The organism is Pseudoalteromonas sp. J2K-J599 (assembly GCF_059295115.2).
In genome coordinates this window covers 194,680-215,558 of record NZ_CM200271.1, presented here as the reverse complement: position 1 = coordinate 215,558, position 20,879 = coordinate 194,680, and the positions used below count along the sequence as shown (strand labels likewise).

The following is a 20,879-nucleotide window of genomic DNA, read 5'->3' as shown; positions in this document are numbered from 1 at the left end:
TTTTAATTTTCTTTAAATTAACATTAGAATGCTGTATTCACTCAGAAAAAGAGTAAATAATAACCTGTTCGTAATCCTCTCCCGGAAATAAATTAGCTTTTGGAAAATTTGTCCGGTTTGGCGCATCTGGCCAATTTTGCGCTTCAAAACACAAAGCTTGCCGTGCTTTAAAAGGCGCACCTACAAAGTTTGCGGTATAAAGTTGCATGCCTGGCTGCGTACTTTTAAGGGTTAAACTAACGTTCGTGTGTGGCGAAGTTAATGTAGCCATCGTTTTTAAACTGCTGTCATCATTAAAAATATAGCAGTGATCAAAGCCATTACCAGCTTCTAGCTGAGGATGAACGGCGCTTAAGGCCTCACCAACTTGAGCTGGCTTAGTAAAATCAAAGCAGGTGTCTGTAGCTAAAGCGGGTTCATTAAGTGGAATACTTGTTGTATCGATAGGAAGGTAACGATCGGTATTAATTTGAACAAGATGCTCATTAATTGATTCACTGCCATCAAGATTAAAGTAGCAATGGTTAGTAAAGTTAACGAGCGTTTCTTTATTCGTTATCGCTTTAAAGTGCAGAGTAAGCTCGCCGTTTTTAGCGCTAATCGTTTGCCAAACCTGCAACTCACCGGGGAAACCTTGTTCGCCGTCGGGCGAGCAATAATAAAGCTCAACTTCACTTTCAGTTTGTTTACTTACTTGCCAAAGAACTTTATTAAAGCCTTTAACGCCGCCGTGCAGGCTATTAGGACCGTTATTAGTATCTAACTGATATTCAGTACCCGATAGACTAAAACGTCCACCAGCAATGCGGTTAGCGTATCTACCGACAGTTGCGCCTAAGTAAAATGGGTTTTCAAGATAGTATTGCGGGTCGTCAACGCTAAGCGTCATTTCTTGTTTTTTAAATTTAATGCTTTTTATTATTGCGCCAAATGGCAAAATTTCAGCTGTTAAATTTTGACCATCACTGAGCTGAATAACTTGTAAAGGTTGGTTATTGCCAATAGATGTCACACGCATTCTCCAATCAAATTACCGAATTAACATTTCCTGTTATAACGGCGCAACAATATATAATATAAATAGTATATAATTGAGACCTGTAACTCAATCTAAATGCGTTAAAAAATCACGACAAAAATTTACAGCTGCCATTATTTATTTACACTAATTCAGCTCAGTATGGGCTTATGTAAAATATAAGCCTCGTAAAGTTAACTGCTTTGGTAAATATGCTCGTTAAGCGCCGTTTTTTCGTCAATGCTAAGCGCTTGCTTTGATTTAGCAATAAAATCGTACCTCACCATCACAGCTTTGCCTATTGCGCAGCATTTATCGTGTTGCCATGCTTCTTGCCTAAGTGTAAAAGAGCTAGTGCCTATATGCTCTACAGAGGTTTTTACGGTCACTTCGTGGCCATAAAATAATTCGCCCACAAACGACACTTCAACTTTGGCGATAATCAATTTCCAGTCATGTGGATTTAAGTCCGGTGTAAAAAACTTAAAAATAGGTCCACGCGCGACTTCAAACCATACAGGGAGTACGGTATTGTTAATGTGTCCGAGTGCATCTGTTTCGCTAAAGCGCGGCATCACTTTTTCAATAAACATAAAAATCCAATAATAATTATATAAAGGTAAACCATGACGGACTTTATACGCGTTATTGATAACGCATTAAGCGATGAGTTTTGCGATGAATTTATTTCCACATTCGCGCAAAGCCCGCATGTAAGACAAGGGGTAACATCGGGCGGTATCGACTTAAAGAAAAAAGACAGCCACGACCTACACTTAAATAATCACCCCGAATATGCACAACAATTAAAACATATACAACAAACGACTGCACAGCATGTTTTTAAGTATGTTGAAGAGCATATTTTTATGATGATTGGGGCATTTGGCTTAAAGGTTTATCATCCAAAAACAGGTGATGTAGTCGATTTAACCCAAGAGAATTTTGAAGAAGTGGGTAAACCGCAGTTACCCGTTTTAGTTCAGCAAATTTTTAGACTCGGTAACATTCAAGCGCAAAAATACGAAGTAAACAAAGGTGGCTACCCTTACTGGCACAGTGAAGTTTATCCGCAGCTACAGCACAATGAAGCTTTGCATCGCGTGTTGTTATTTATGTTTTACTTAAACGATGTAGAAGAAGGTGGTGAAACAGAGTTTTACTATCAAAACCGTAAAATCGCCCCTAAAAAAGGCACTATGGTAATAGCACCTGGCTACTTTACACATACTCATAGAGGCAATAAGCCAGTATCAAACGATAAGTATATTTTAACCTCGTGGGTACTGTTTAACCGTGCAGAACAAATATATGGTGCGCCTAAGAGTTAGCGCACCAAAAATCAGTATTATTTAACCAAGCAGTTCATCAAATAAATTAAACAACTGATCTAGCTCTTCAATGGTGTTGTAGTGCATACAACCAATGCGCACTACACCGCCTTTATCAAGCACATCTAATTGCTTACACAACCCTTGCGCGTAAAAATTACCATCCCACACGCAAATATGCTGCTTACCTAGAAATTCTGAAACGGCGCGTGGCTCAAGCCCTTCAAAAATTAAAGCAAAAGTAGGTGTACGCTCATTAAGGCGATCAAAATCATCAATACCAAATAACTTAATACGTGGATAATTAACTAAGCGCGTTAAAAAGTGTTCGCTAAGCGCCATTTCGTGCTGCTTAGTTTTAGCAAAAGCAACGCTTAACTTTTCGCGGCGTGAATGGCTATCGTCAAGTTCGCTAATCGCCGCAATGTAATCAACAGCTGCGATAAAACCAGCCATTGCTTCAAAGCTTTGCGTGCCGGTTTCCCAGCGACCTGGTGCTATGTCTTTAGCTGGCTCAACCTTGTAAGGCGTAAACCCGTCTAAATGTTCTTTTTTACCGTAAACCATACCTAAATGCGGGCCAAAAAACTTATACGCAGAGCACGCTAAGAAGTCGCAATCAAGTGATTGCACGTCAACAAGTTCATGCGGTGCATAGTGTACGGCATCAACATAAACAAGCGCACCTACAGCGTGAGCAAGCTCGACAATACGTTTAATATTATTAATTGAACCTGTGGTATTTGAAGCGTACGTTACCGCGACAAGCTTAGTGTTGCTGTTTAATAAGCTTTCAAATTGCACCATATCTAAGCTGCAATCAGCTTCGTTAATTAAAGCCGTATTAACTTTAACGCCTTTATCTTCTGCAGCTTGTTGCCACGACGATACATTCGAGAAGTGATCGGCATTAGTTACAATTATTTCATCGCCAGCCTTCCAGTCGCGTGAAATTGCACGGCTAAAACTAAACGTAAGGCTGGTCATGTTTGGACCAAACACAATTTGTTGTGAGCTAGGTGCATTAAGTAAGTCAGCGGCGGCTTGGCGCGCATTCGCCATTAACTCAACCGTTTTATCACTTGAAAAAAACGCGCCACCTAAGTTCGAATTATAATGACCTAAATAAGCTGTCATCGCAGTAAGCACCGATGTTGGTACCTGCGAGCCACCTGGTCCGTCTAAAAATATTGGCGATTTACCATCAACGTTCTGCATTAATGCTGGAAACTGCTCACGTAATTGCGTTATGTTCATGCCTAACTTCCTTAAGACGTTAATACAAAACAATCCAGGTAACCTGGTTTGCTAGCATCAATTTTGTTCATAGGTGTTGCGTTATGCCACACTTGACGGTCGTTTATTAATGCAAACATGCCGTCTTTTATTTCCATTTTAAAACAAGGCTCAGCTTGCTTGTTTTCGTATACAAGCAGTTCGCCACCTTCTAAGTTCTCGTGAGAAACACCGCATATACATACATGGTCAAAACCATCTTGATGCACGCCTTCTGGAGCTGCAGGTGTATCGCTATCGATGGCAAGCATACGGAACTGATGAATTTCAATATCACGCTGCTCATCAATACCGGTAAGTTGGCGAAACTCATTTACAATGCTTTTCATGCCCTCTGACTCAAGTAAACTTTGCTCTAAATTTTCGTAAGTACGCTCTACATTACCTTGAAAAGTATTAATTGAATCATCTTGAACAAATGCTTTGGCTTGCTGTAGCTTTATTTCACCATTTTGCATTTTTACTACTGAATAACGACGTTTACGAAAGGCACCATCTGCATAAAGGTTTGCAGGAAGGTTATCAAAAGAAGGTTTAACCAAATCAATATTTGCTTGGTTAACAAAACGTAGTTGCAATAAATTCTGGTTGTTTAATGCTGTCATAAAATCTCGCCTAAAATAATGAGAATATTGATAAGGATTTTAATGCATTTTGATAGGAATTTTTGCGCGATTAATTACTTTAAAAGCAATTTAAGACTAGAGTTAATACAATAATACAAAAAAAGAAGCATGAACTATCTAATATTTTTTTAGCCAATAAAAAACCCGCCGAAGCGGGTTTTTAAACAAACTCTAAAAGTTATACAGCTTGTTGAATAATCACGTTGTCTGCTTTTTTAGTGTAAGCAGGCATACGGTGGAAGTTTAAGTAACGGTAAGTATCTGCAGCCGTTGCATTAATCTTCGCTGCGTATTCTTGGTACTCAGCTGGAGTAGGTAGTTTACCTAAAATAGCCGCTACTGCAGCAAGTTCTGCTGAAGCTAAGAATACGTTCGCGCCATTACCTAAACGGTTAGGGAAGTTTCGTGTAGAGGTAGACACAACCGTTGCTTTGTCTGCAACACGTGCTTGGTTACCCATACATAGTGAACAACCTGGAGTTTCGATACGTGCACCTACACGACCAAAGATACCGTAGTAACCTTCGTCTGTAAGCTGATCTTTATCCATCTTAGTTGGCGGGGCAACCCAAAGCTGAGTTGGGATACGACCTTTAAAGCCATCTAGTAACTTACCTGCTGCGCGGAAGTGACCGATGTTAGTCATACAAGAACCGATGAATACTTCGTCGATTTTCTCGCCAGTAACATCAGATAATAAACGTGCATCATCAGGGTCATTTGGAGCACAAAGGATTGGCTCTTTAATATCTGCTAAATCGATTTCAAGTACATGTTTGTACTCTGCATCAGCGTCAGCTTCCATTAGTTCTGGGTTAGCTAACCAATCTTGCATTGCAGTAATACGACGCTCAATAGTACGTACATCGCCGTAACCTTCAGAGATCATCCATTTAAGCATAACAATGTTTGATTCTAGGTATTCTGCGATAGACTCTTTAGAAAGTTTAACCGCACAACCTGCTGCAGAACGCTCTGCAGATGCATCTGATAGTTCAAACGCTTGCTCAACAGTTAGGTGTTCAACGCCTTCAATTTCTAGTACACGACCAGAGAATTCGTTAATTTTACCTTTTTTCTCAACTGTTAATAAACCTTCTTTAATACCGAAGTAAGGGATTGCATGTACAAGGTCACGTAAAGTGATACCTGGTTGCATTTCACCTTTAAAGCGAACCAAAATTGACTCAGGCATATCAAGAGGCATAACACCTGTAGCTGCTGCGAATGCTACTGCACCCGAACCTGCTGGGAATGAAATACCTAATGGGAAACGTGTATGTGAATCACCACCAGTACCTACAGTATCTGGTAATAACATACGGTTTAACCATGAGTGAATTACACCATCACCTGGGCGAAGTGACACACCGCCACGGTTCATGATGAAATCAGGAAGCGTATGGTGAGTGTTTACATCGATTGGTTTAGGGTAAGCCGACGTATGACAGAAAGACTGCATTGTTAAATCTGCAGAAAAACCTAAACATGCTAAGTCTTTAAGTTCGTCACGTGTCATAGGACCTGTTGTATCTTGCGAGCCAACAGTTGTCATTTTAGGTTCACAGTATTGGCCTGGGCGAATACCTGGAACGTTACACGCTTTACCAACCATTTTTTGCGCTAGTGTGAAGCCTTTTTCAGACACTTCTGTCACTGTTGGTACTTTAAACACATCAGTTGGACCTAGGCCAAGTGATGTACGTGCTTTATCAGTTAAACCACGACCAATGATAAGTGGTATACGACCACCAGCACGAACTTCATCTAAAATTACGTCAGATTTAAGTTCAAAAGTTGAGATTACTTTGTCAGTACCGTGGCTCTTAACAACACCTTCGTACGGGTAAATATCGATTTGCTCACCCATGTTAAGCTCATCAACATTTAATTCAATTGGTAATGCGCCTGAATCTTCCATTGTATTAAAGAAGATTGGAGCAATTTTATTACCTAGACACACACCGCCAACACGCTTATTTGGTACGAATGGGATATCATCGCCCATGAACCAAAGTACAGAGTTAGTTGCAGACTTACGAGAAGAACCAGTACCAACAACATCACCTACATATGCAAGTGGTAAGCCTTTAGTTTTTAATTCTTCAAGCTGAGAGATTGGACCTACTTCGCCTGGCTTGTCTGGTGTAATTCCATCACGTTCAATTTTTAGCATTGCTAAAGCATGAAGTGGGATATCTGGACGAGACCATGCATCTGGTGCTGGTGATAAGTCATCAGTATTTGTTTCGCCAGTTACTTTAAATACTGTAACTGAGATCTTTTCAGCAACAGCTGGTTTATTAGTAAACCATTCTGCATTTGCCCAAGACTCAATAATTTGCTTAGCGAATGTATTACCCGCTTTTGCTTTTTCTTCAACATCGTAGAACGCATCAAACATAAGTAATGTATTTGAAAGGCCTTTAACTACGATTGGTGCAAGTGTTTCGTCATCAAGTAGGTCAATCATTGGCGCGATATTGTAACCGCCCAGCATTGTACCTAATAATTCTGCCGCTTTTTCTTTAGAAACAAGTGGAGAATTAGCTTCACCTTTAGCTACGGCTGCTAAAAATCCCGCTTTAATATAGGCAGCATCATCAACACCAGCTGGTATACGCTGAATGAACAAATCTAAAATGAATTCTTCTTCACCTGCAGGTGGGTTTTTTATTAATTCAATAAGATCAGCAGTTTGCTGAGCATCTAATGGCGCTGGTACGATACCTAACGCGGCACGTTCTTCTACGTGTTTACGATATTCTTGTAGCACAATATTGCCCTCTTGGTGACGTGAAAGTATCCGGTAGCGCTTTGGGCGCAAATAAGTTACCCAATACTTATAGTATTCTAACGCGTAATTATAAAGCTTTTATGGATAGATGAAAATCCATCCAGTTGCGCAACTGATTATACCGATTATAAATACTATGAATAGTGGTTGTGGTAAAAACTATTTTCATGAATACTTGTTAAGTAAGAATCATTACCATTAACTAATATTAATTTATTACAGGCATAAAAAAACCCAGCACTTGGCTGGGTCTTTATTACAAACTATTTAATTAACGTAAAACTTTAACGTTTTTGATAGTTTTGATATGCGCTTCTACACGACGGTTTTCTGCGTTTGCAGCTTTAGTGTTTGCATCATTTTTAAGACGCTCTTCACCTAAACCAACTGTAGTAATACGGTCTTCAGCAATACCATCAGCAACAAGTTGCTTAGCTACAGCATCAGCACGTTTTTTAGATAACCATTTGTTGTAAGTTGCTTTACCTACAGCAGAAGTGTGACCTTCTAATAGTACTGTTGTATCTGGGTACTCTTTTAAGAATGCAGATACTTTTTCAATATCATTTAAGTATTGAGTAGATACTGCAGAAGCATTGTTAGGGAAAGTCACTAATAAGCTTACTGTTACTTCTTTATCTTCATATAAAGTACAACCAGTACCATCTACAGCATCAGTCATAGGTGTGTTAGGACACTTATCATCTGCGTCAAGAATGTTATCGTTGTCGCTGTCTACAGGAGCTACAACTACTTCAACTACTTTAGGCTCTGGAGCTGGTTTTACTGGCTCTACAGGAGCAGAGTTTTGGCCAAATAAGTAGTTAATACCAATTTTAGCGCCAACATCTGTGTAACCACGGTCAAGACCTTGGTATACAGCTGTTTCAGCATTTACAAATAAGCCGTCTGTAATGAAATGTTGGTAACCAACACCTGCATTTAAGAATGTGTTGTCATCAACTACGTCAATTTCTTTAATACCGAAAAGACCATAGAAAGGACCGCCGTCTAAATGGTAAAGAGCATCAATACCGTAACGCTCGCCATCAATATTGTTACGGTTGCCAGCAACTTTATCAAAAGCATTAAAATCCATGTCTGCATATTCAAGACGTGCGCTCCAGTAATCACTGAAACGGTAACCAGCTTCAACACCCCAGCCAGTTGATTCGTTTACGTCAAGACCAGCTTGGTCACGCATGTTTTTCCAAGATGCGTCATAGTAGTCGCCAAATGCGCCAATGTAGAAACCTTCTTCTTTATCAGCAGCGAATGTAGATGCGCTAGTTGCAGCCAACGCGATTGCAATTGTAAGTGATTTTAATTTCATTGTTTTCTTCCCATTTGAACAATTGTAAATTGTAGCTAATCGATACTAGCTCAATCAGTTTTATATAGACTAACTGAGCCTTTGTTAATCAATACTTAACGAAAAATAAAGTTTATTACTTTTTTCTATGCCTTGTCGCAACACACATCCACTTACTATAGGCGAAATTAAAACTTTATTGAAAAATAAATATAGTAGTTTTTTGTAAATTAGTACTTAGCAAGGAATGTAAGAGCAATTAAATTGAATGCACTTATAAATGCAAAGAAATATTGCTTGGTTTTAATTGTGCGCATAATACCACCAGAATTAGCATTCCCCTAGGTATATGCGCATGTTTGATTAAAAAATGACTCTTTTTAATCATGCGGTTATATTTAAAGTTAAGTATTAAGTACCACAAAAAGTCTGGTAGTCATTATCATTCGTCGGTGGAGAGCAAAATTCTGATAACTTTTCACCGTAAGAGTATGGATTACCGGCTATTTTTATAAAGCGCTGTAGTAACTCGCTGGATCCTGTAGCGTTATATTGTGCAATTATTTCTTCGATCACATGATTTCGCGGTATAACACGAGGATTTGCAGCTCTCATTGCTTCATAACTATTATCGTCAGTTAAACTTACCCACCTAGCTCTCCATTCAATTAGCGACTCAGGTACGCTTTTTTCTCCTTTTAAGGATTCAGTAAGCGCATCAAAGGTATTGGTGTAGTCGAGCTGATTATCTTTTAATAGCGTTAACAACTCTGCTATTAACTCGCCACTACTATCGCTAGATTCATTTAAACCCAGTTTTTGTGCCCACATAGCCGTAAACTCAGTATTAAACTGCTCAGCAAAACTATTAATAAATGGCGTCATTAATGAAACCGCTTGCTCGTCATCATCGCTAATAAGCGGTATTAAGCTCTCAGCTAAGCGTGCGCAGTTCCAGTTAGCTATATTAGGTTGATTACCGAATGCATAGCGGCCTTGTTTGTCTATAGAGCTAAATACGGTATCAAAATCAAAGCTATTCATCATGGCACACGGGCCGTAATCAATGGTCTCTCCGCTAACTAGCGTATTATCTGTATTTATTACTCCGTGAATAAAGCCAACACGCATCCAGCTCACAACTAGCTTAACTTGGTTTTTAATCACAGCGCCTAAAAATGCTAAATATCGCTGCGAACCTGTATCGGTTATTTCTGGGTAGTGTCGCTCTATAGCTAATTCGGCTAAATTTTTAAGCCCTTCAACATCGCCTTGCGTCGCTAAATATTGAAACGAGCCAACACGAATATGGCTAGTTGCTACACGCGTAACGATAGCCCCTGCTTGTGGCGGATTACGATAAACCGTTTCACCACTACCAACAACCGCTAAGCAGCGTGTGGTTTTAACTCCCAGTGCATGCATTGCCTCGCTCATTACGTATTCACGAATAGCAGGGCCAAGAGCACAACGTCCATCCCCACCTCTTGAGTAAGGAGTAGCACCAGAGCCTTTTAATTGAATATCCCATAACTGGTTTTCATCATCACTAATAGCGCCCAGTAAGTGCGCTCGTCCATCGCCTAAGCGTGGTGAAAAATGTCCAAATTGGTGCCCAGAGTAACCAAGTGCTACTGCAGGAATCGCCTGTTTTTCGTTACCGCTAAAAGTGCTGGCACGCAAATCAGCCGCAACGTTAATATTAAATTGTTTTGCTAAACTCTCGTTCCACAGTAATAGCTGAGGAGAGGCGACACTTGCAGGGAAATCTTCTATTGCGAAGTTTTCCGCAATATCTGTGTATCTTGGCACTAATTTCATGGTAATTCCTATTATTGCTGACTTATACCAACACGGTTGTCACCTACGCCATAAGCAACAATTAAGCTTAACTCTTGCATACTTAAGCCGCTTTGCTTTTGCATTTCGTTAAAAAAAGCTTGGGCTGCATTTAGTGACTTTTTAGTTTGTAAGCCGCCGTCTATAATTTTATGGGCACGCAAATAATTCTCTACATCGCGTGATAGTAAAAATGTATCTTTACCAAGTGCTCGCAGCGCATAAGGCCCTGTATTTCCGCCTAAACGCGAACCATGTTTTTTTAAATACGCCCACAAGCCAATAATATCGTCTGTTGGCCAATTAGCGATAAACTGGCTAAAACTGCCATGTTCTCCTGCTATTTCGTGGATCATGTAAGCATTTTCGGTAATTGTTTTTACTTTTTTATAGTTACGAACAATTCGCTCATCCGTTGCTTTTTGTTCCAGCATATCAGGTGGCATCATTAATAACTTATCAACGCTAAAATCCCAAAAAACCTCTCTAAAGCCCGGCCACTTATTATTTATGACTGACCAATAAAAGCCGCTTTGAAATACTTTTCGAGTAAATTCTTCAAGCCAATCGTCGTCACTTAACGTGCTTAGTTGTTTTTTAGATAGCGGTTTTGCAAGTAATAACTTAAGCATTTTTTCAGAGCCTTTTCGCTCTACCGCTCGCTTATAAATATCGCTAAATTTTTCCATACTAATTAAATACCTCACTACTTATATTGCTAGTGTACGAGAAAAGCACCTAATACGTAACCACCCCTCTTTTCGATGAATTAATCTGTATTTAGTCGCTTGACACCTAGACGGCTAAAATGCTTTAATCGCCGTAATTACCCTATTTAAATTGCACAGGTTTGTAAGTTTTACCCTACAAACAGGTGCAAAGGGCTAGAAGAGGTGCGTTATTCAGGTAGCGTATGTTAGGAGCGCAAACTCCAGTAAGCATACGTGAGGGGAATTAACGCCGAGAAGTAACCACTTTTGCGAGGTGTTTATTTCGGGCGACTAGGTTGAACCCTAGCGACTGTCACCAATAGCTGCTTATAAAAAGCAGCTTGTTAGTTTGGTGGAGAGCTTCTGGTCTTAAATATTAAGGCCGTGCGCCCTATTATTTTAAGCCCATTCGCTCTTCGAATTATTAGTTCGAACGACGTTAATGCGGCTCCTTCCATAAAGCTTTTTAACTCTTCGAATAATACCAATTACATTAAATTAGTTATCGCTAAAATGATCACGTTTTTAATAAAATTGGTACAAATTATAAGTTCGTGAGAGATGATCAACAACTTCAATTTAAACGACTACTCACTGTGGACCGCGCTCGTTACGCCATTTGATCAACACGGCGATGTCGACTACAACACGTTAACTAAGTTGGTTAGCGATCAAGAAGCGGCACATAACGGTATTTTGCTACTTGGCAGTACGGGCGAAGGTTTAGCACTAACGCTAAAAGAACAACAAGCCATTGTTGAGCACGTATGCCAGCTAAAACCAACAGTACCACTCATGGTAGCTGTGGGCGGTAGTAACTTAAAGCAACAAATTGAGTGGGTTAACTACTGTAATACACTCCCAATTCATAGCTTTTTACTTGGCTCACCGCTTTATGCAAAGCCTGGCGCTATAGGTCAAACTCATTGGTTTGAAAGCCTACTAAATGCAAGCGCTCACCCATGTATGCTTTATAACGTACCGGGTCGAAGTGCTGTTAGCATCCCAGTGGCAACAATTCAAAACTTACAAAAAAATAAAAATTTATGGGCGTTAAAAGAAGCGAGCGGCAGTATTGCTCAGTTTGAAGCTTACCGCCAAGCGGCGCCTAATTTAGCTATTTTTAGTGGCGACGATGCGTTAATGCCTTATTTTGCTCAAGCTGGCGCAAAAGGTTTGGTGTCGGTAGCTGCAAACGCATGGCCTGAACAAACTCACGAGTTTGTTAAGCGCAGTTTAAGTGGCCAACACCCTAATTTATTTGCCCAGTGGTCAAGCGCTATTAATAGCCTATTTGCTGTCGCAAACCCTATTCCCGTAAAGGTACTGATGCATTTGCAAGGCCGCTTAAGCAGCCCGCAACTTCGTCCACCTTTAACACACCTTGAGTTAACTCAAACCGATTGCATCACAACTGCAAACAACACCATTTTATCTTGGCATTAAATACAGGTTTTTATAATGAGCTGGTTAGAACTATTAAATAATTTAGAATCGGGCGCAGTACGCGCAGCATCGCAAAACGAAAGCGGCCAATGGCAGGCTAACGTAGAAGTAAAGCAAGGCATTTTAGAAGCCTTTAAAAATGGCACTAATACTGAGTTTGCAGGTGGTTTTGTTGATAAACATAACTTAGCTCCACAAGAATTTAGTACTGATGATGGCGTACGTATGGTGCCGGGTGGCTCTAGTGTTCGCCGTGGTGCTTATGTTGCTAAAGGCACGATTATTATGCCACCAGCGTATGTAAACATTGGTGCATATATCGACGAAGGCACAATGGTAGATAGCCACGCATTAGTTGGCTCGTGTGCACAAGTAGGTAAAAACGTACATTTAAGTGCTGCGGTTCAGCTTGGTGGTGTACTTGAGCCTATTGGTGCAAGCCCAGTAGTTGTAGAAGACGACGCATTTATTGGCGCTGGCTGTATTATTGTTGAAGGTGTAGTTATTAAAAAAGGTGCAGTACTTGCCCCAGGCGTGCGTTTATCAGCAACTATTCCGGTATACGACTGCGTAAACGAGCGCCAACTAGATAAAGGCGAGCCAATCCCTGAGTACGCTATTGTAATACCAGGCTCTCGCCCTGCGTCAAACGAGTGGGCGCGCGAGCAAGGTCTAAGCATGTCGTGTGCGTTAATAGTTAAATACCGCGACGAAAAAAGCGATGCATCATTATTACTTGAAGAGGTTTTACGATAATGAGCTTTTTGAGCACGCCTATCAAAACCGCTGTAAATACTATTACACAACAACTTGATACACCTTTTTTTGTTTACGATTTAGATCAACTAAACACGCATCTTGCGCGTTTAGTTGCGCAAACCGATGTAAAACTGTGGTACGCGGTAAAAGCAAACCCACTGTCTAAAATTATTCAAAGCTTAGACAGTGCTGGCTTTAATTTTGACGTAGCAAGTAAAGGTGAGCTTGAGCAAGTACTAGCACAAGGTATTAGCTCGCAGCGCGTGCTCAACACAGGGCCTGCAAAAAGCCCTAAACAAATAAAACACTTTATTGAGCGCGGCGTGCGTATATTCGTAGCCGAAAGCCTCAATCAAGTACGTTGGTTAAACCAACAAGCGCAACTACAAAATACGCAGTTACAAGTATTACTGCGAGTGCAATTACGCTGGCCTGAAGGTGAAAAAAACCCACTGGGCGGCGACAGCCTTACACCATTTGGTTTGGGTTGTAATGAGTGGCAAGCACTCAATGTAGCCGAGTACCCTGCACTTAAGTTTGACGGCCTGCATATCTTTCAGTGGGGCAACATGCTTAGCACGCAAAAACTAAGCGACTTGTGGTCACAAATGATTGCACCTCTTAGCCAACTTGCCAGCGATTTAAATATTAGCCTTAAAATTTTAGATTTAGGCGGCGGTTTAGGTATTCCTTATACACAAAACGAAGCAACACTTGATTGGGATGACTTAATTGCTGCGCTCGCTAAAATTAAAAATGATGCGGGTGTAGAAGAGCTATGGATGGAACTTGGTCGCTATGCCGTGGGCGAATGCGGTCATTACGCAAACCCAGTAGTAGAGCGCAAACAAAACTATAATCAACAGCAAGTAATTTTAAGCGGCGGTATAAATCACTTATTACGCCCTGCTGTTACCAGCCAAGACTTTCCTGCTGCATTACTGCGTGAATCCAGTGCTAAAACTCAAGCGGTCACTTTATACGGCCCACTTTGTACAGCGCTTGATTGCTTGGGTGAACATAACTTACCAAGCGATTTAAATGAGCACGACTGGCTAGTGTTTAGCCAATGCGGTGCTTACGGCTTTACCGAAAGTATGCCGTATTTTTTATGCCATGAGCTAGCTGCTGAGTACACCTTGCAAAACGGTACACTTACCTGTGTTCGCCAAGCCGAAAATGCCAGCCATTATTTAAGGTAACAAGTATGAGTAATACAACACACATTAGCCAAGAGAACATTGTAGTAGGGGAAGTTGCAAACGGCTTACCGCTTACAATTCCTGTGTATCGTTTAAAAGGCGATGGCACAGGGCCAAATGTTTACATTCAGGCCAATATGCATGGCGCTGAAGTGCAAGGTAACGCAGTTATTTTTCAGCTGCTTGAGCAATTAAAACACCTTAACCTTAGTGGCGATATTACCCTTGTACCTTATGCCAATCCGATTGGTTGTAATCAAAAATCTGGCGAGTTTACCCTTGGCAGGTTCGATCCGATTACGGGCACTAATTGGAATCGCATGTATCACTACAATAAAAATTTAGTGGCACAGTTTGCACAAAATCATACTCAGTATGACGACGCTACATTAAAAAGTAACTTCAAACAGGCACTTATTGACGAAGTAGACAGCAAACTTAACGGCCCTGCTTATTTACTCAATACGGGTAAACGCATTGCGCTTAACTTACAAAAGCTCGCTCATCAGGCTGATATAGTACTCGATTTACACACAGGCCCTATTTCAAGCAAGCATCTGTACTGCCCAAGCTATGCAACCGACAGCGCACGTTACTTTAATATTGAACATGTACTGCTTATTCCTAGTGATTTTGACGGCGCTATGGATGAAGCTAACTTTTGCCCATGGTGGCATTTAAGTGATGCACTTAGCGGACAAGGTCGCGAATTATCAATACCTGTAGAAGCATTTACTGTAGAGCTAGGCAGCCAAGAAAAAATAGACTTAAAAGAAGCATTAAACGATGCAAACAGCATTTTAAGTTACTTAAATCACAAAGGCGTATTACAAAACGCACCGCATACGCCAGCTAATATGACCCGTTATGCATGTAATTTAGATGACTACTTTGCCTACTACGCCCCTATTGGCGGCATGGTTGAATACTTAGCCCCACTTGGCGGGCACATTAAAGCTGGTGAGCCTATTGCCAATATTTTACGCATGGAGCGCTACTTAAGTGAGCAACCATTGCAAACACTTACTCTTGATTGCGATGCAATTGCTATTTTGCACTTCGCCTCAGCGAGTGTTAATCAAGGTACCGAGCTTTATAAGTTTTTTACTAACATATTTGAGCTTTAGCTCACCCTTCTCATTGCGTGAGAGTAATACCAATTGCATTAAATTAGTGATCTATTATAGCGATAAGGAAATAGCTTAATAACAAGGCTAAAATTATGGTACATAGTTGTTCTATATAAATAATTTTTAACGTAGTTAGTGAGCTATTTAATACGCTAGAATAATCATGTTTTTAATAAAGTTGGTATAAATTAACTAAAATAGTTAATTTGCATTAGAAAAGCGGCTTAGGCCGCTTTTCTTTTGATCTATACTTACTTTGTATACGTATAGACCTTGTTATAAATACAAATTCAGTAAAAGTTCACCGTTACATATGTAAAAAGACGTTATAATTAAATTAACGCATACAACAACCCAAACTCACAAGGAATTACAATGAGCTGGCGCCACTGGATAACTCTTTCTGCTTTAATTAGTACCGCTACCTTCGCACAAGAAGAAGTTGCTACAAACGAGCAAGATAACGACATCGAGCTTGTAAAACAGTGTATTTTAAATGAGGTAATTGGCGGAGATGGTAAACAGACATTAGACGATCTTCGTAAAAAGTGTTCAGCTCTTGAAGAAAATAAACAACTTACCGCGCTTGATAAACGCCAGGCCCGTGAAGAAGTAGGTAAAAAAAATAGAAATGTAATTACGCCACATAAGCGTAACTATATTTTACCGCTTTCGTACTTATCACACCCAAACGATCGCCCTTTTGATGGTTTTGATGAACTAACAGATGATAACGACGGCGAACCGCTCGACAATCTAGAAGCCAAATATCAGCTATCGATAAAAGTGCCTCTTTACGATGATTTTTCGGATAAAGACCAAGCCATATTTTTTGGCTTTACACTGCAATCATATTGGCAAATTTATAACTCAGAAATTTCGTCTCCATTTCGTGAGACCAACTACGAACCAGAAATATTTTGGATAAATTACCTCGACCCAGAAAACGTATTATGGGGCGACGAAATGGCAATCGCATTAGGTATTTCGCATCAATCAAATGGTCGAAGCCAACCAAACTCACGTTCGTGGAACCGTATTTACGCAGACTTCATTTGGGAAAACAGAGGCTTTGTTTTTAGCTTTAAACCTTGGTACCGAATAGCTGAGGACGAAAAAGAAGATATTTTAGAAGCCAATGGCGACGACAACCCAGACATATACAAATACATGGGTTACTTCGAATTTAGCGGCGCGTATCGTTTTCATGACCATGAATTTAGCTTTATGACGCGTAACAATTTAAATTCAGATAATCGTGGTGCAATTCAACTCGACTGGTCGTTTCCTTTATGGGGTCGCGTTCGTGGTTATGCACAATACTTTAACGGTTATGGCGAAAGCTTAATTGATTACAATGCGGATGTAGAACGTATTGGTGTCGGTATATTATTAACCGATTTGCTGTAATACTCCCTAAGTTTTACGCACAAAAAAGCCAAGCATTGCTTGGCTTTTTTGTGTTTTGAACAGCTAAACAGTTATTTTTTTACTACAAACTGCCCTTCAAATTCTGCAACCACGTTATCACCATCGTAAATAGTTACTGGCACTACGTAACTTGCTTTACCGTCGGTTTCTAAATCGCTTAACTTGCCCTTACAGGTTTGTATATCAACACAACCACGTGGGTCGGTAGTAAGCGGTTTTAAGTACTTAATGTTAGCATCGGCTAATACAATATTACCTTCAAGCCCAGCTTCTTTAAGTGCTAAGTACGTAGCGCCCCAACCTGTTAGCGTGGCCAAGCTATAAATAGAACCTGCAAACATAGTGTTATGTAGGTTTAAGTTAGCGTCTAGGTCGGCGCTGGTTGTAAATTGCCAATCGGTATAGCTTTCTACCTTAATCCCCATCACGTCACTAATTGGAATAGACTCACGCCACGTATTTTGTAGTACTTGCGTCCAATTAGGGTGACGAAACCAACCTGGCTCAGACGGTTTTTGCTTTACCATTTTAAAGTGTTGAACATCGCCATACGCTAAGTGCGCTTTTTCTTTTAATTCGTAACCGTGGCGTTTATAAAACTCAAGCGCTCGTTCGCGTGCAAACAATACAAGCTCGCCTGCGTTTTGAACCCATGCAATTTTTTCAAGCTCGTGCAGTAAGCGACTACCAATATGCTGGTTACGATTACCCTCTGCAACCGCCATATAGCGCACTTGTGCTTGCTCATGATTGTTAAAGTGCAAACGTGCTACACCTAGCACTTCGCCTTCTTTATTTTTTATAAAGCGGTGCTCAGAGTCTTGTTCCATATCGTCTTGTTCAGAGCCACGTGGCTCGCCCCAAGGCGCGCGTAATACCTGCCAACGTAATTGGTAATACGCTTGCCAATCTTCGCTACTTTGTGGGGTGCTTACCTGAAACATACATACTCCTGTTGTTATATAAGCCGTAAATAAAAGTCAAAAAAGGCTACGGCGCTATACTAATAGTATTGATTACCTACCAAACTAAAAAGCTTAAATAATTAAGTCCGTTGGTATTATTTATGGCAAATACCATACTCCATCTTAAAAAAACTGCAAATACGACTTTGGTGATGGCTGTAAAATAACGTAAAAAATAATGGCAAAGGCCATTGCGCTTTAACGTTGCTAGTTTATGCTGAGAATATGATGGAAAAAATCAATTATATAAATTCACTGACGGGTTTGCTGGGCGATCAATTTATTGAAAATAGCCACAGCATTGGTCAGTTAATCTATTGGCATAAATGCAGTGGCGATCACATTCAAGTACGTGAGCACGAGCAGTTACGCTGGTTACTGATTAACGACACTCTTCAATCTGTTATTGATTTAAATAACCCGGATTTATTACTTTTTCCACACTTATTATGCCTAGGTAAGCATTGGCAGGCTCTTAAGCCGCCACAAAAAGTGTTAGAACTCGGCCTCGGCGGCGGAGCAATTCGTAATTATTTACAACACAAATACCCTAAAGCACAAATAACATCGGTTGAAAAAAACGCCGATATTATTGATTGCTATACCCAATTTTTTTCGTCAAATAAGAATGAGCAATTGCTGTGCGCCGATGCGCAACAGATTTTAAAAAGTGCGCAAAATATTGATTGGATTATTTTAGATTTGTTTAGCCAAATAGATGCACCTCGATTTTTATTTGAAGAAGCATTTTATAAAAAAATTTACTCGGCTTTAAATAACAACGGTGTGCTATTTATTAACTTTTTATCGCAGCATGAGTCGCAATTAAAACAACTTCAACAGCTATTACTCGATGTATTTGGTTGTAACATTAGCCCGCAGAAAATTACGGGCTATGTAAATCATATTGTCGTGGTTACTAAAAAAGTTTAAACAGATAAGTTAAACGTCACGGGCCCATCGTTACACAGGCTTACTTGCATATCGGCACCAAACTCACCGGTGGCTATTGTAAGTCCCAACTCTTTAGCTTGAGCAACAAAGTACTCGTAAAGCTCATTAGCTTGGCTTGGCGTTGCCGCAGATGAAAAGCTAGGGCGCATACCCTTTTTAGTATCAGCCGCTAGTGTAAATTGCGAAACCACCAGTAACTCACCTTTAATATTTTTAAGGCTTAAGTTCATTTTGTCGTTTTCGTCAGTAAAAATACGATAATTACTTACCTTGTGTAAAAGCTTATCGGCCGTTTGCGTATCGTCGTGCTTTTCAACGCCCAGCAACAACAATATACCTTGGCTAATTTCGCCTACCACGTGGTTGTTAATTTCTACTTTGGCATGCTTTACGCGTTGTATTAAACCTTGCATTTAAACTGTGTCCTTTACTGCTGGTTCATCATCTTCTAGTTCAAGTTCTGGTGTTTCTGGAATATCATTTGGGCTAATACATGCTGTAAATTCAGCGCCAAGCAAAACAACTACCCACGATAAATACACCCATACAAACAAAATAGGAATGGTTGCTACTGCCCCGTAAATAACTTCGTACGAAGGAAAATGGCTAATATAAAGTGCAAACCCTTTTTTAGTCAGCTCAAATAAAAGTGCCGCAAAAAAAGCGCCAGGTATTGCTGCTCTGAAAGATACACGCGTATTAGGCACTAAGGTGTAGAGCATAATAAAGCCCACCATCGAAATCCCATACGGCAATAACTTTAACAAAAACCCGCTAAACCCAGGAATACCCTGATCAGCAAACGATACCAAAGATACAATATAAGAGGTAACCCCAATACTCGCTCCGAGTAATACAGGCCCTAAGCTCAAAACCATCCAATACACAGCAAATGAGATCATCATCGGGCGTTTTTTCTTAATTCGCCAAATTCGATTTAGTGTGGCATCTACATTACGTATTAACAGCAAGGCTATTGCAGCTAAAAAGCCAATACCTACCGCCGTCATTTGATTAGCGTTACCGGCAAAGGAGCTAATGTGCTCTCTAATAACATCGGTAGAGGTAGGGACAAAGTTGGTAAACAAAAAGCTCTCAATTTCCATGCGAGTAGATTCAAAGCCCGGAAAAGCTGAAAATATAGCAACACCCACCGCAATTAATGGCACTAACGAAAGAAGGGTTACGTAAGCAAGGTAACCTGCATTAACCGTTATTTGATCGTCTATACACCGATTAAAATACTGCATCCACCAACCAGGCTGCTGGCGTATAAAGGACTTAACTTGCTGTTTGTAATGTGAGAGCTTATCATTCATACAATTGACTTGTGCTTATTTAGTTTTGATTATAATAACAATCAGCGCCATAATTTACAGCACTAACGCTCGTAAACAGGAATTCAAATGAAAAAACAAACATTACTCAGTGTTTCAATGCTTGTAGTAACACTTACTTTAACTGGCTGCCAATCAGCTTATTATTCTGCGATGGAAAAAGTGGGTGTTCACAAACGCGATATTCTTATTGACCGCGTAGAAGAAACCAAAGACTCTCAGCAAGAGTCACAAGAAGAATTTAAATCGGCACTAGAGCGCTTAACGACTCTAATCGATTTTAATGGTGGCGAACTACAAGACACTTATAATCAGTTAAACGACGATTACGAGTCGAGCTTAAATGCCGCTAACGAAGTGTCAACTAACATCAATAAAGTAGAAGACGTAGCAGAAGCCCTGTTTGATGAGTGGGGCGATGAGCTAGAGCAATACAAAAGCGCGTCACTTAAGCGTGAAAGCAGCAAAAAGCTAACCGCGACTAAGCGTCAATTTGATCAGCTATTACGCTCAATGCGCAGCGCAGAGAGTAAAATGGAGCCAGTATTAACCTCGCTTCATGATAACGTTTTATACTTAAAGCATAACTTAAATGCACAAGCGGTATCGGCTATTAAAGGTGAATTCACTAACCTTAAGCGCGATATTCAATTGTTGATGAACGACATGAACAAATCGATTGCCGATTCAAATAAATTTATTGAGCAAATGAATAGCGCTGGCTAA

At 40.2% G+C, this 20,879-nt stretch carries 19 protein-coding genes and 1 riboswitch; of the genes, 8 read left to right on the top strand and 11 right to left on the bottom strand.

The window, feature by feature from the left end; all coding sequences use genetic code 11:
- Positions 1-37: 37 nt before the first annotated feature.
- Both AC5NT5_RS00995 and AC5NT5_RS00990 read right to left on the bottom strand, forming a co-directional pair.
- Positions 38-1,012 carry an aldose epimerase family protein gene (locus AC5NT5_RS00995; protein ID WP_494514133.1) on the bottom strand — a complete coding sequence of 325 codons (975 nt, stop codon included), beginning with the start codon at positions 1,010-1,012 and terminating at the stop codon, positions 38-40.
- 200 nt (positions 1,013-1,212) lie between these two features.
- Positions 1,213-1,611 (bottom strand): acyl-CoA thioesterase, encoded by a 399-nt coding sequence (locus tag AC5NT5_RS00990; protein WP_182671870.1) that lies wholly within the window; start codon positions 1,609-1,611, stop codon positions 1,213-1,215.
- A 33-nt stretch (positions 1,612-1,644) separates the two neighbouring features.
- Between AC5NT5_RS00990 and AC5NT5_RS00985 the strand changes: the two genes are divergently transcribed.
- Positions 1,645-2,349: a 2OG-Fe(II) oxygenase gene (locus AC5NT5_RS00985; RefSeq protein WP_193226805.1), complete on the top strand. Its 705-nt coding sequence runs from the start codon at positions 1,645-1,647 to the stop codon at positions 2,347-2,349.
- Between the two features lie 21 nt (positions 2,350-2,370).
- Here AC5NT5_RS00985 and AC5NT5_RS00980 read toward each other — a convergent pair whose 3' ends face one another.
- From AC5NT5_RS00980 to AC5NT5_RS00955, 6 genes are all read right to left on the bottom strand, one after another.
- A complete protein-coding gene (locus tag AC5NT5_RS00980) occupies positions 2,371-3,606 on the bottom strand; it encodes a cysteine desulfurase-like protein (protein WP_494514134.1) in 1,236 nt (411 codons plus the stop codon).
- Between the two features lie 11 nt (positions 3,607-3,617).
- Positions 3,618-4,250 (bottom strand): 2OG-Fe dioxygenase family protein, encoded by a 633-nt coding sequence (locus AC5NT5_RS00975; protein WP_002958808.1) that lies wholly within the window; start codon positions 4,248-4,250, stop codon positions 3,618-3,620.
- A gap of 199 nt (positions 4,251-4,449) precedes the next feature.
- Positions 4,450-7,047, bottom strand: a complete 2,598-nt coding sequence (gene acnB / locus AC5NT5_RS00970; protein WP_039488618.1) for a bifunctional aconitate hydratase 2/2-methylisocitrate dehydratase — start codon at positions 7,045-7,047, stop codon at positions 4,450-4,452.
- Positions 7,048-7,339: 292 nt separating this feature from the next.
- Positions 7,340-8,401, bottom strand: a complete 1,062-nt coding sequence (locus AC5NT5_RS00965) for an OmpA family protein (RefSeq protein WP_494514135.1) — start codon at positions 8,399-8,401, stop codon at positions 7,340-7,342.
- A gap of 390 nt (positions 8,402-8,791) precedes the next feature.
- Positions 8,792-10,201, bottom strand: a complete 1,410-nt coding sequence (locus AC5NT5_RS00960) for a protein adenylyltransferase SelO (RefSeq protein WP_494514136.1) — start codon at positions 10,199-10,201, stop codon at positions 8,792-8,794.
- Positions 10,202-10,212: 11 nt separating this feature from the next.
- Positions 10,213-10,908 carry a DNA-3-methyladenine glycosylase I gene (locus AC5NT5_RS00955; protein ID WP_149594454.1) on the bottom strand — a complete coding sequence of 232 codons (696 nt, stop codon included), beginning with the start codon at positions 10,906-10,908 and terminating at the stop codon, positions 10,213-10,215.
- A gap of 191 nt (positions 10,909-11,099) precedes the next feature.
- Positions 11,100-11,300: riboswitch (Lysine riboswitch) on the top strand.
- 190 nt (positions 11,301-11,490) lie between these two features.
- Between AC5NT5_RS00955 and dapA the strand changes: the two genes are divergently transcribed.
- The 5 genes from dapA to AC5NT5_RS00930 all read left to right on the top strand — a co-directional run bounded on the left by dapA (position 11,491) and on the right by AC5NT5_RS00930 (position 16,876).
- The gene (dapA, locus tag AC5NT5_RS00950; protein WP_494514137.1) at positions 11,491-12,375 is read left to right on the top strand and encodes a 4-hydroxy-tetrahydrodipicolinate synthase; all 885 of its coding nucleotides are present in this window, start codon (positions 11,491-11,493) and stop codon (positions 12,373-12,375) included.
- A 15-nt stretch (positions 12,376-12,390) separates the two neighbouring features.
- Complete coding sequence (locus AC5NT5_RS00945) at positions 12,391-13,131, top strand: 2,3,4,5-tetrahydropyridine-2,6-dicarboxylate N-succinyltransferase (RefSeq protein ID WP_002958799.1); 741 nt, start codon at positions 12,391-12,393, stop codon at positions 13,129-13,131.
- Positions 13,131-14,336 (top strand): PLP-dependent decarboxylase, encoded by a 1,206-nt coding sequence (locus AC5NT5_RS00940; protein ID WP_494514138.1) that lies wholly within the window; start codon positions 13,131-13,133, stop codon positions 14,334-14,336. The genes AC5NT5_RS00945 and AC5NT5_RS00940 overlap by 1 nt, the downstream gene beginning before the upstream one ends.
- Positions 14,337-14,341: 5 nt before the next feature.
- Complete coding sequence (locus tag AC5NT5_RS00935) at positions 14,342-15,463, top strand: succinylglutamate desuccinylase/aspartoacylase family protein (RefSeq protein WP_494514139.1); 1,122 nt, start codon at positions 14,342-14,344, stop codon at positions 15,461-15,463.
- Between the two features lie 378 nt (positions 15,464-15,841).
- Positions 15,842-16,876, top strand: a complete 1,035-nt coding sequence (locus AC5NT5_RS00930) for a phospholipase A (RefSeq protein ID WP_182671863.1) — start codon at positions 15,842-15,844, stop codon at positions 16,874-16,876.
- Positions 16,877-16,947: 71 nt separating this feature from the next.
- Here AC5NT5_RS00930 and AC5NT5_RS00925 read toward each other — a convergent pair whose 3' ends face one another.
- The gene (locus tag AC5NT5_RS00925; RefSeq protein WP_494514140.1) at positions 16,948-17,841 is read right to left on the bottom strand and encodes a bifunctional GNAT family N-acetyltransferase/hotdog fold thioesterase; all 894 of its coding nucleotides are present in this window, start codon (positions 17,839-17,841) and stop codon (positions 16,948-16,950) included.
- Between the two features lie 246 nt (positions 17,842-18,087).
- Here AC5NT5_RS00925 and AC5NT5_RS00920 point away from each other — a divergent pair, with 246 nt between their 5' ends.
- On the top strand, positions 18,088-18,795 hold the full coding sequence (locus tag AC5NT5_RS00920; RefSeq protein ID WP_494514141.1) for a spermidine synthase: 708 nt from the start codon (positions 18,088-18,090) through the stop codon (positions 18,793-18,795).
- Here the strand turns inward: AC5NT5_RS00920 and dtd are convergent.
- Positions 18,792-19,229, bottom strand: coding sequence for a D-aminoacyl-tRNA deacylase (dtd, locus tag AC5NT5_RS00915; RefSeq protein WP_494514142.1), 438 nt, complete (start codon positions 19,227-19,229; stop codon positions 18,792-18,794). The two genes, AC5NT5_RS00920 and dtd, sit on opposite strands and share 4 nt — an antisense overlap.
- Positions 19,230-20,135, bottom strand: a complete 906-nt coding sequence (locus AC5NT5_RS00910) for a virulence factor BrkB family protein (RefSeq protein ID WP_002961130.1) — start codon at positions 20,133-20,135, stop codon at positions 19,230-19,232. It abuts the gene before it with no gap.
- Between the two features lie 87 nt (positions 20,136-20,222).
- Between AC5NT5_RS00910 and AC5NT5_RS00905 the strand changes: the two genes are divergently transcribed.
- On the top strand, positions 20,223-20,879 hold the full coding sequence (locus AC5NT5_RS00905) for a DUF2959 domain-containing protein (RefSeq protein ID WP_149594446.1): 657 nt from the start codon (positions 20,223-20,225) through the stop codon (positions 20,877-20,879).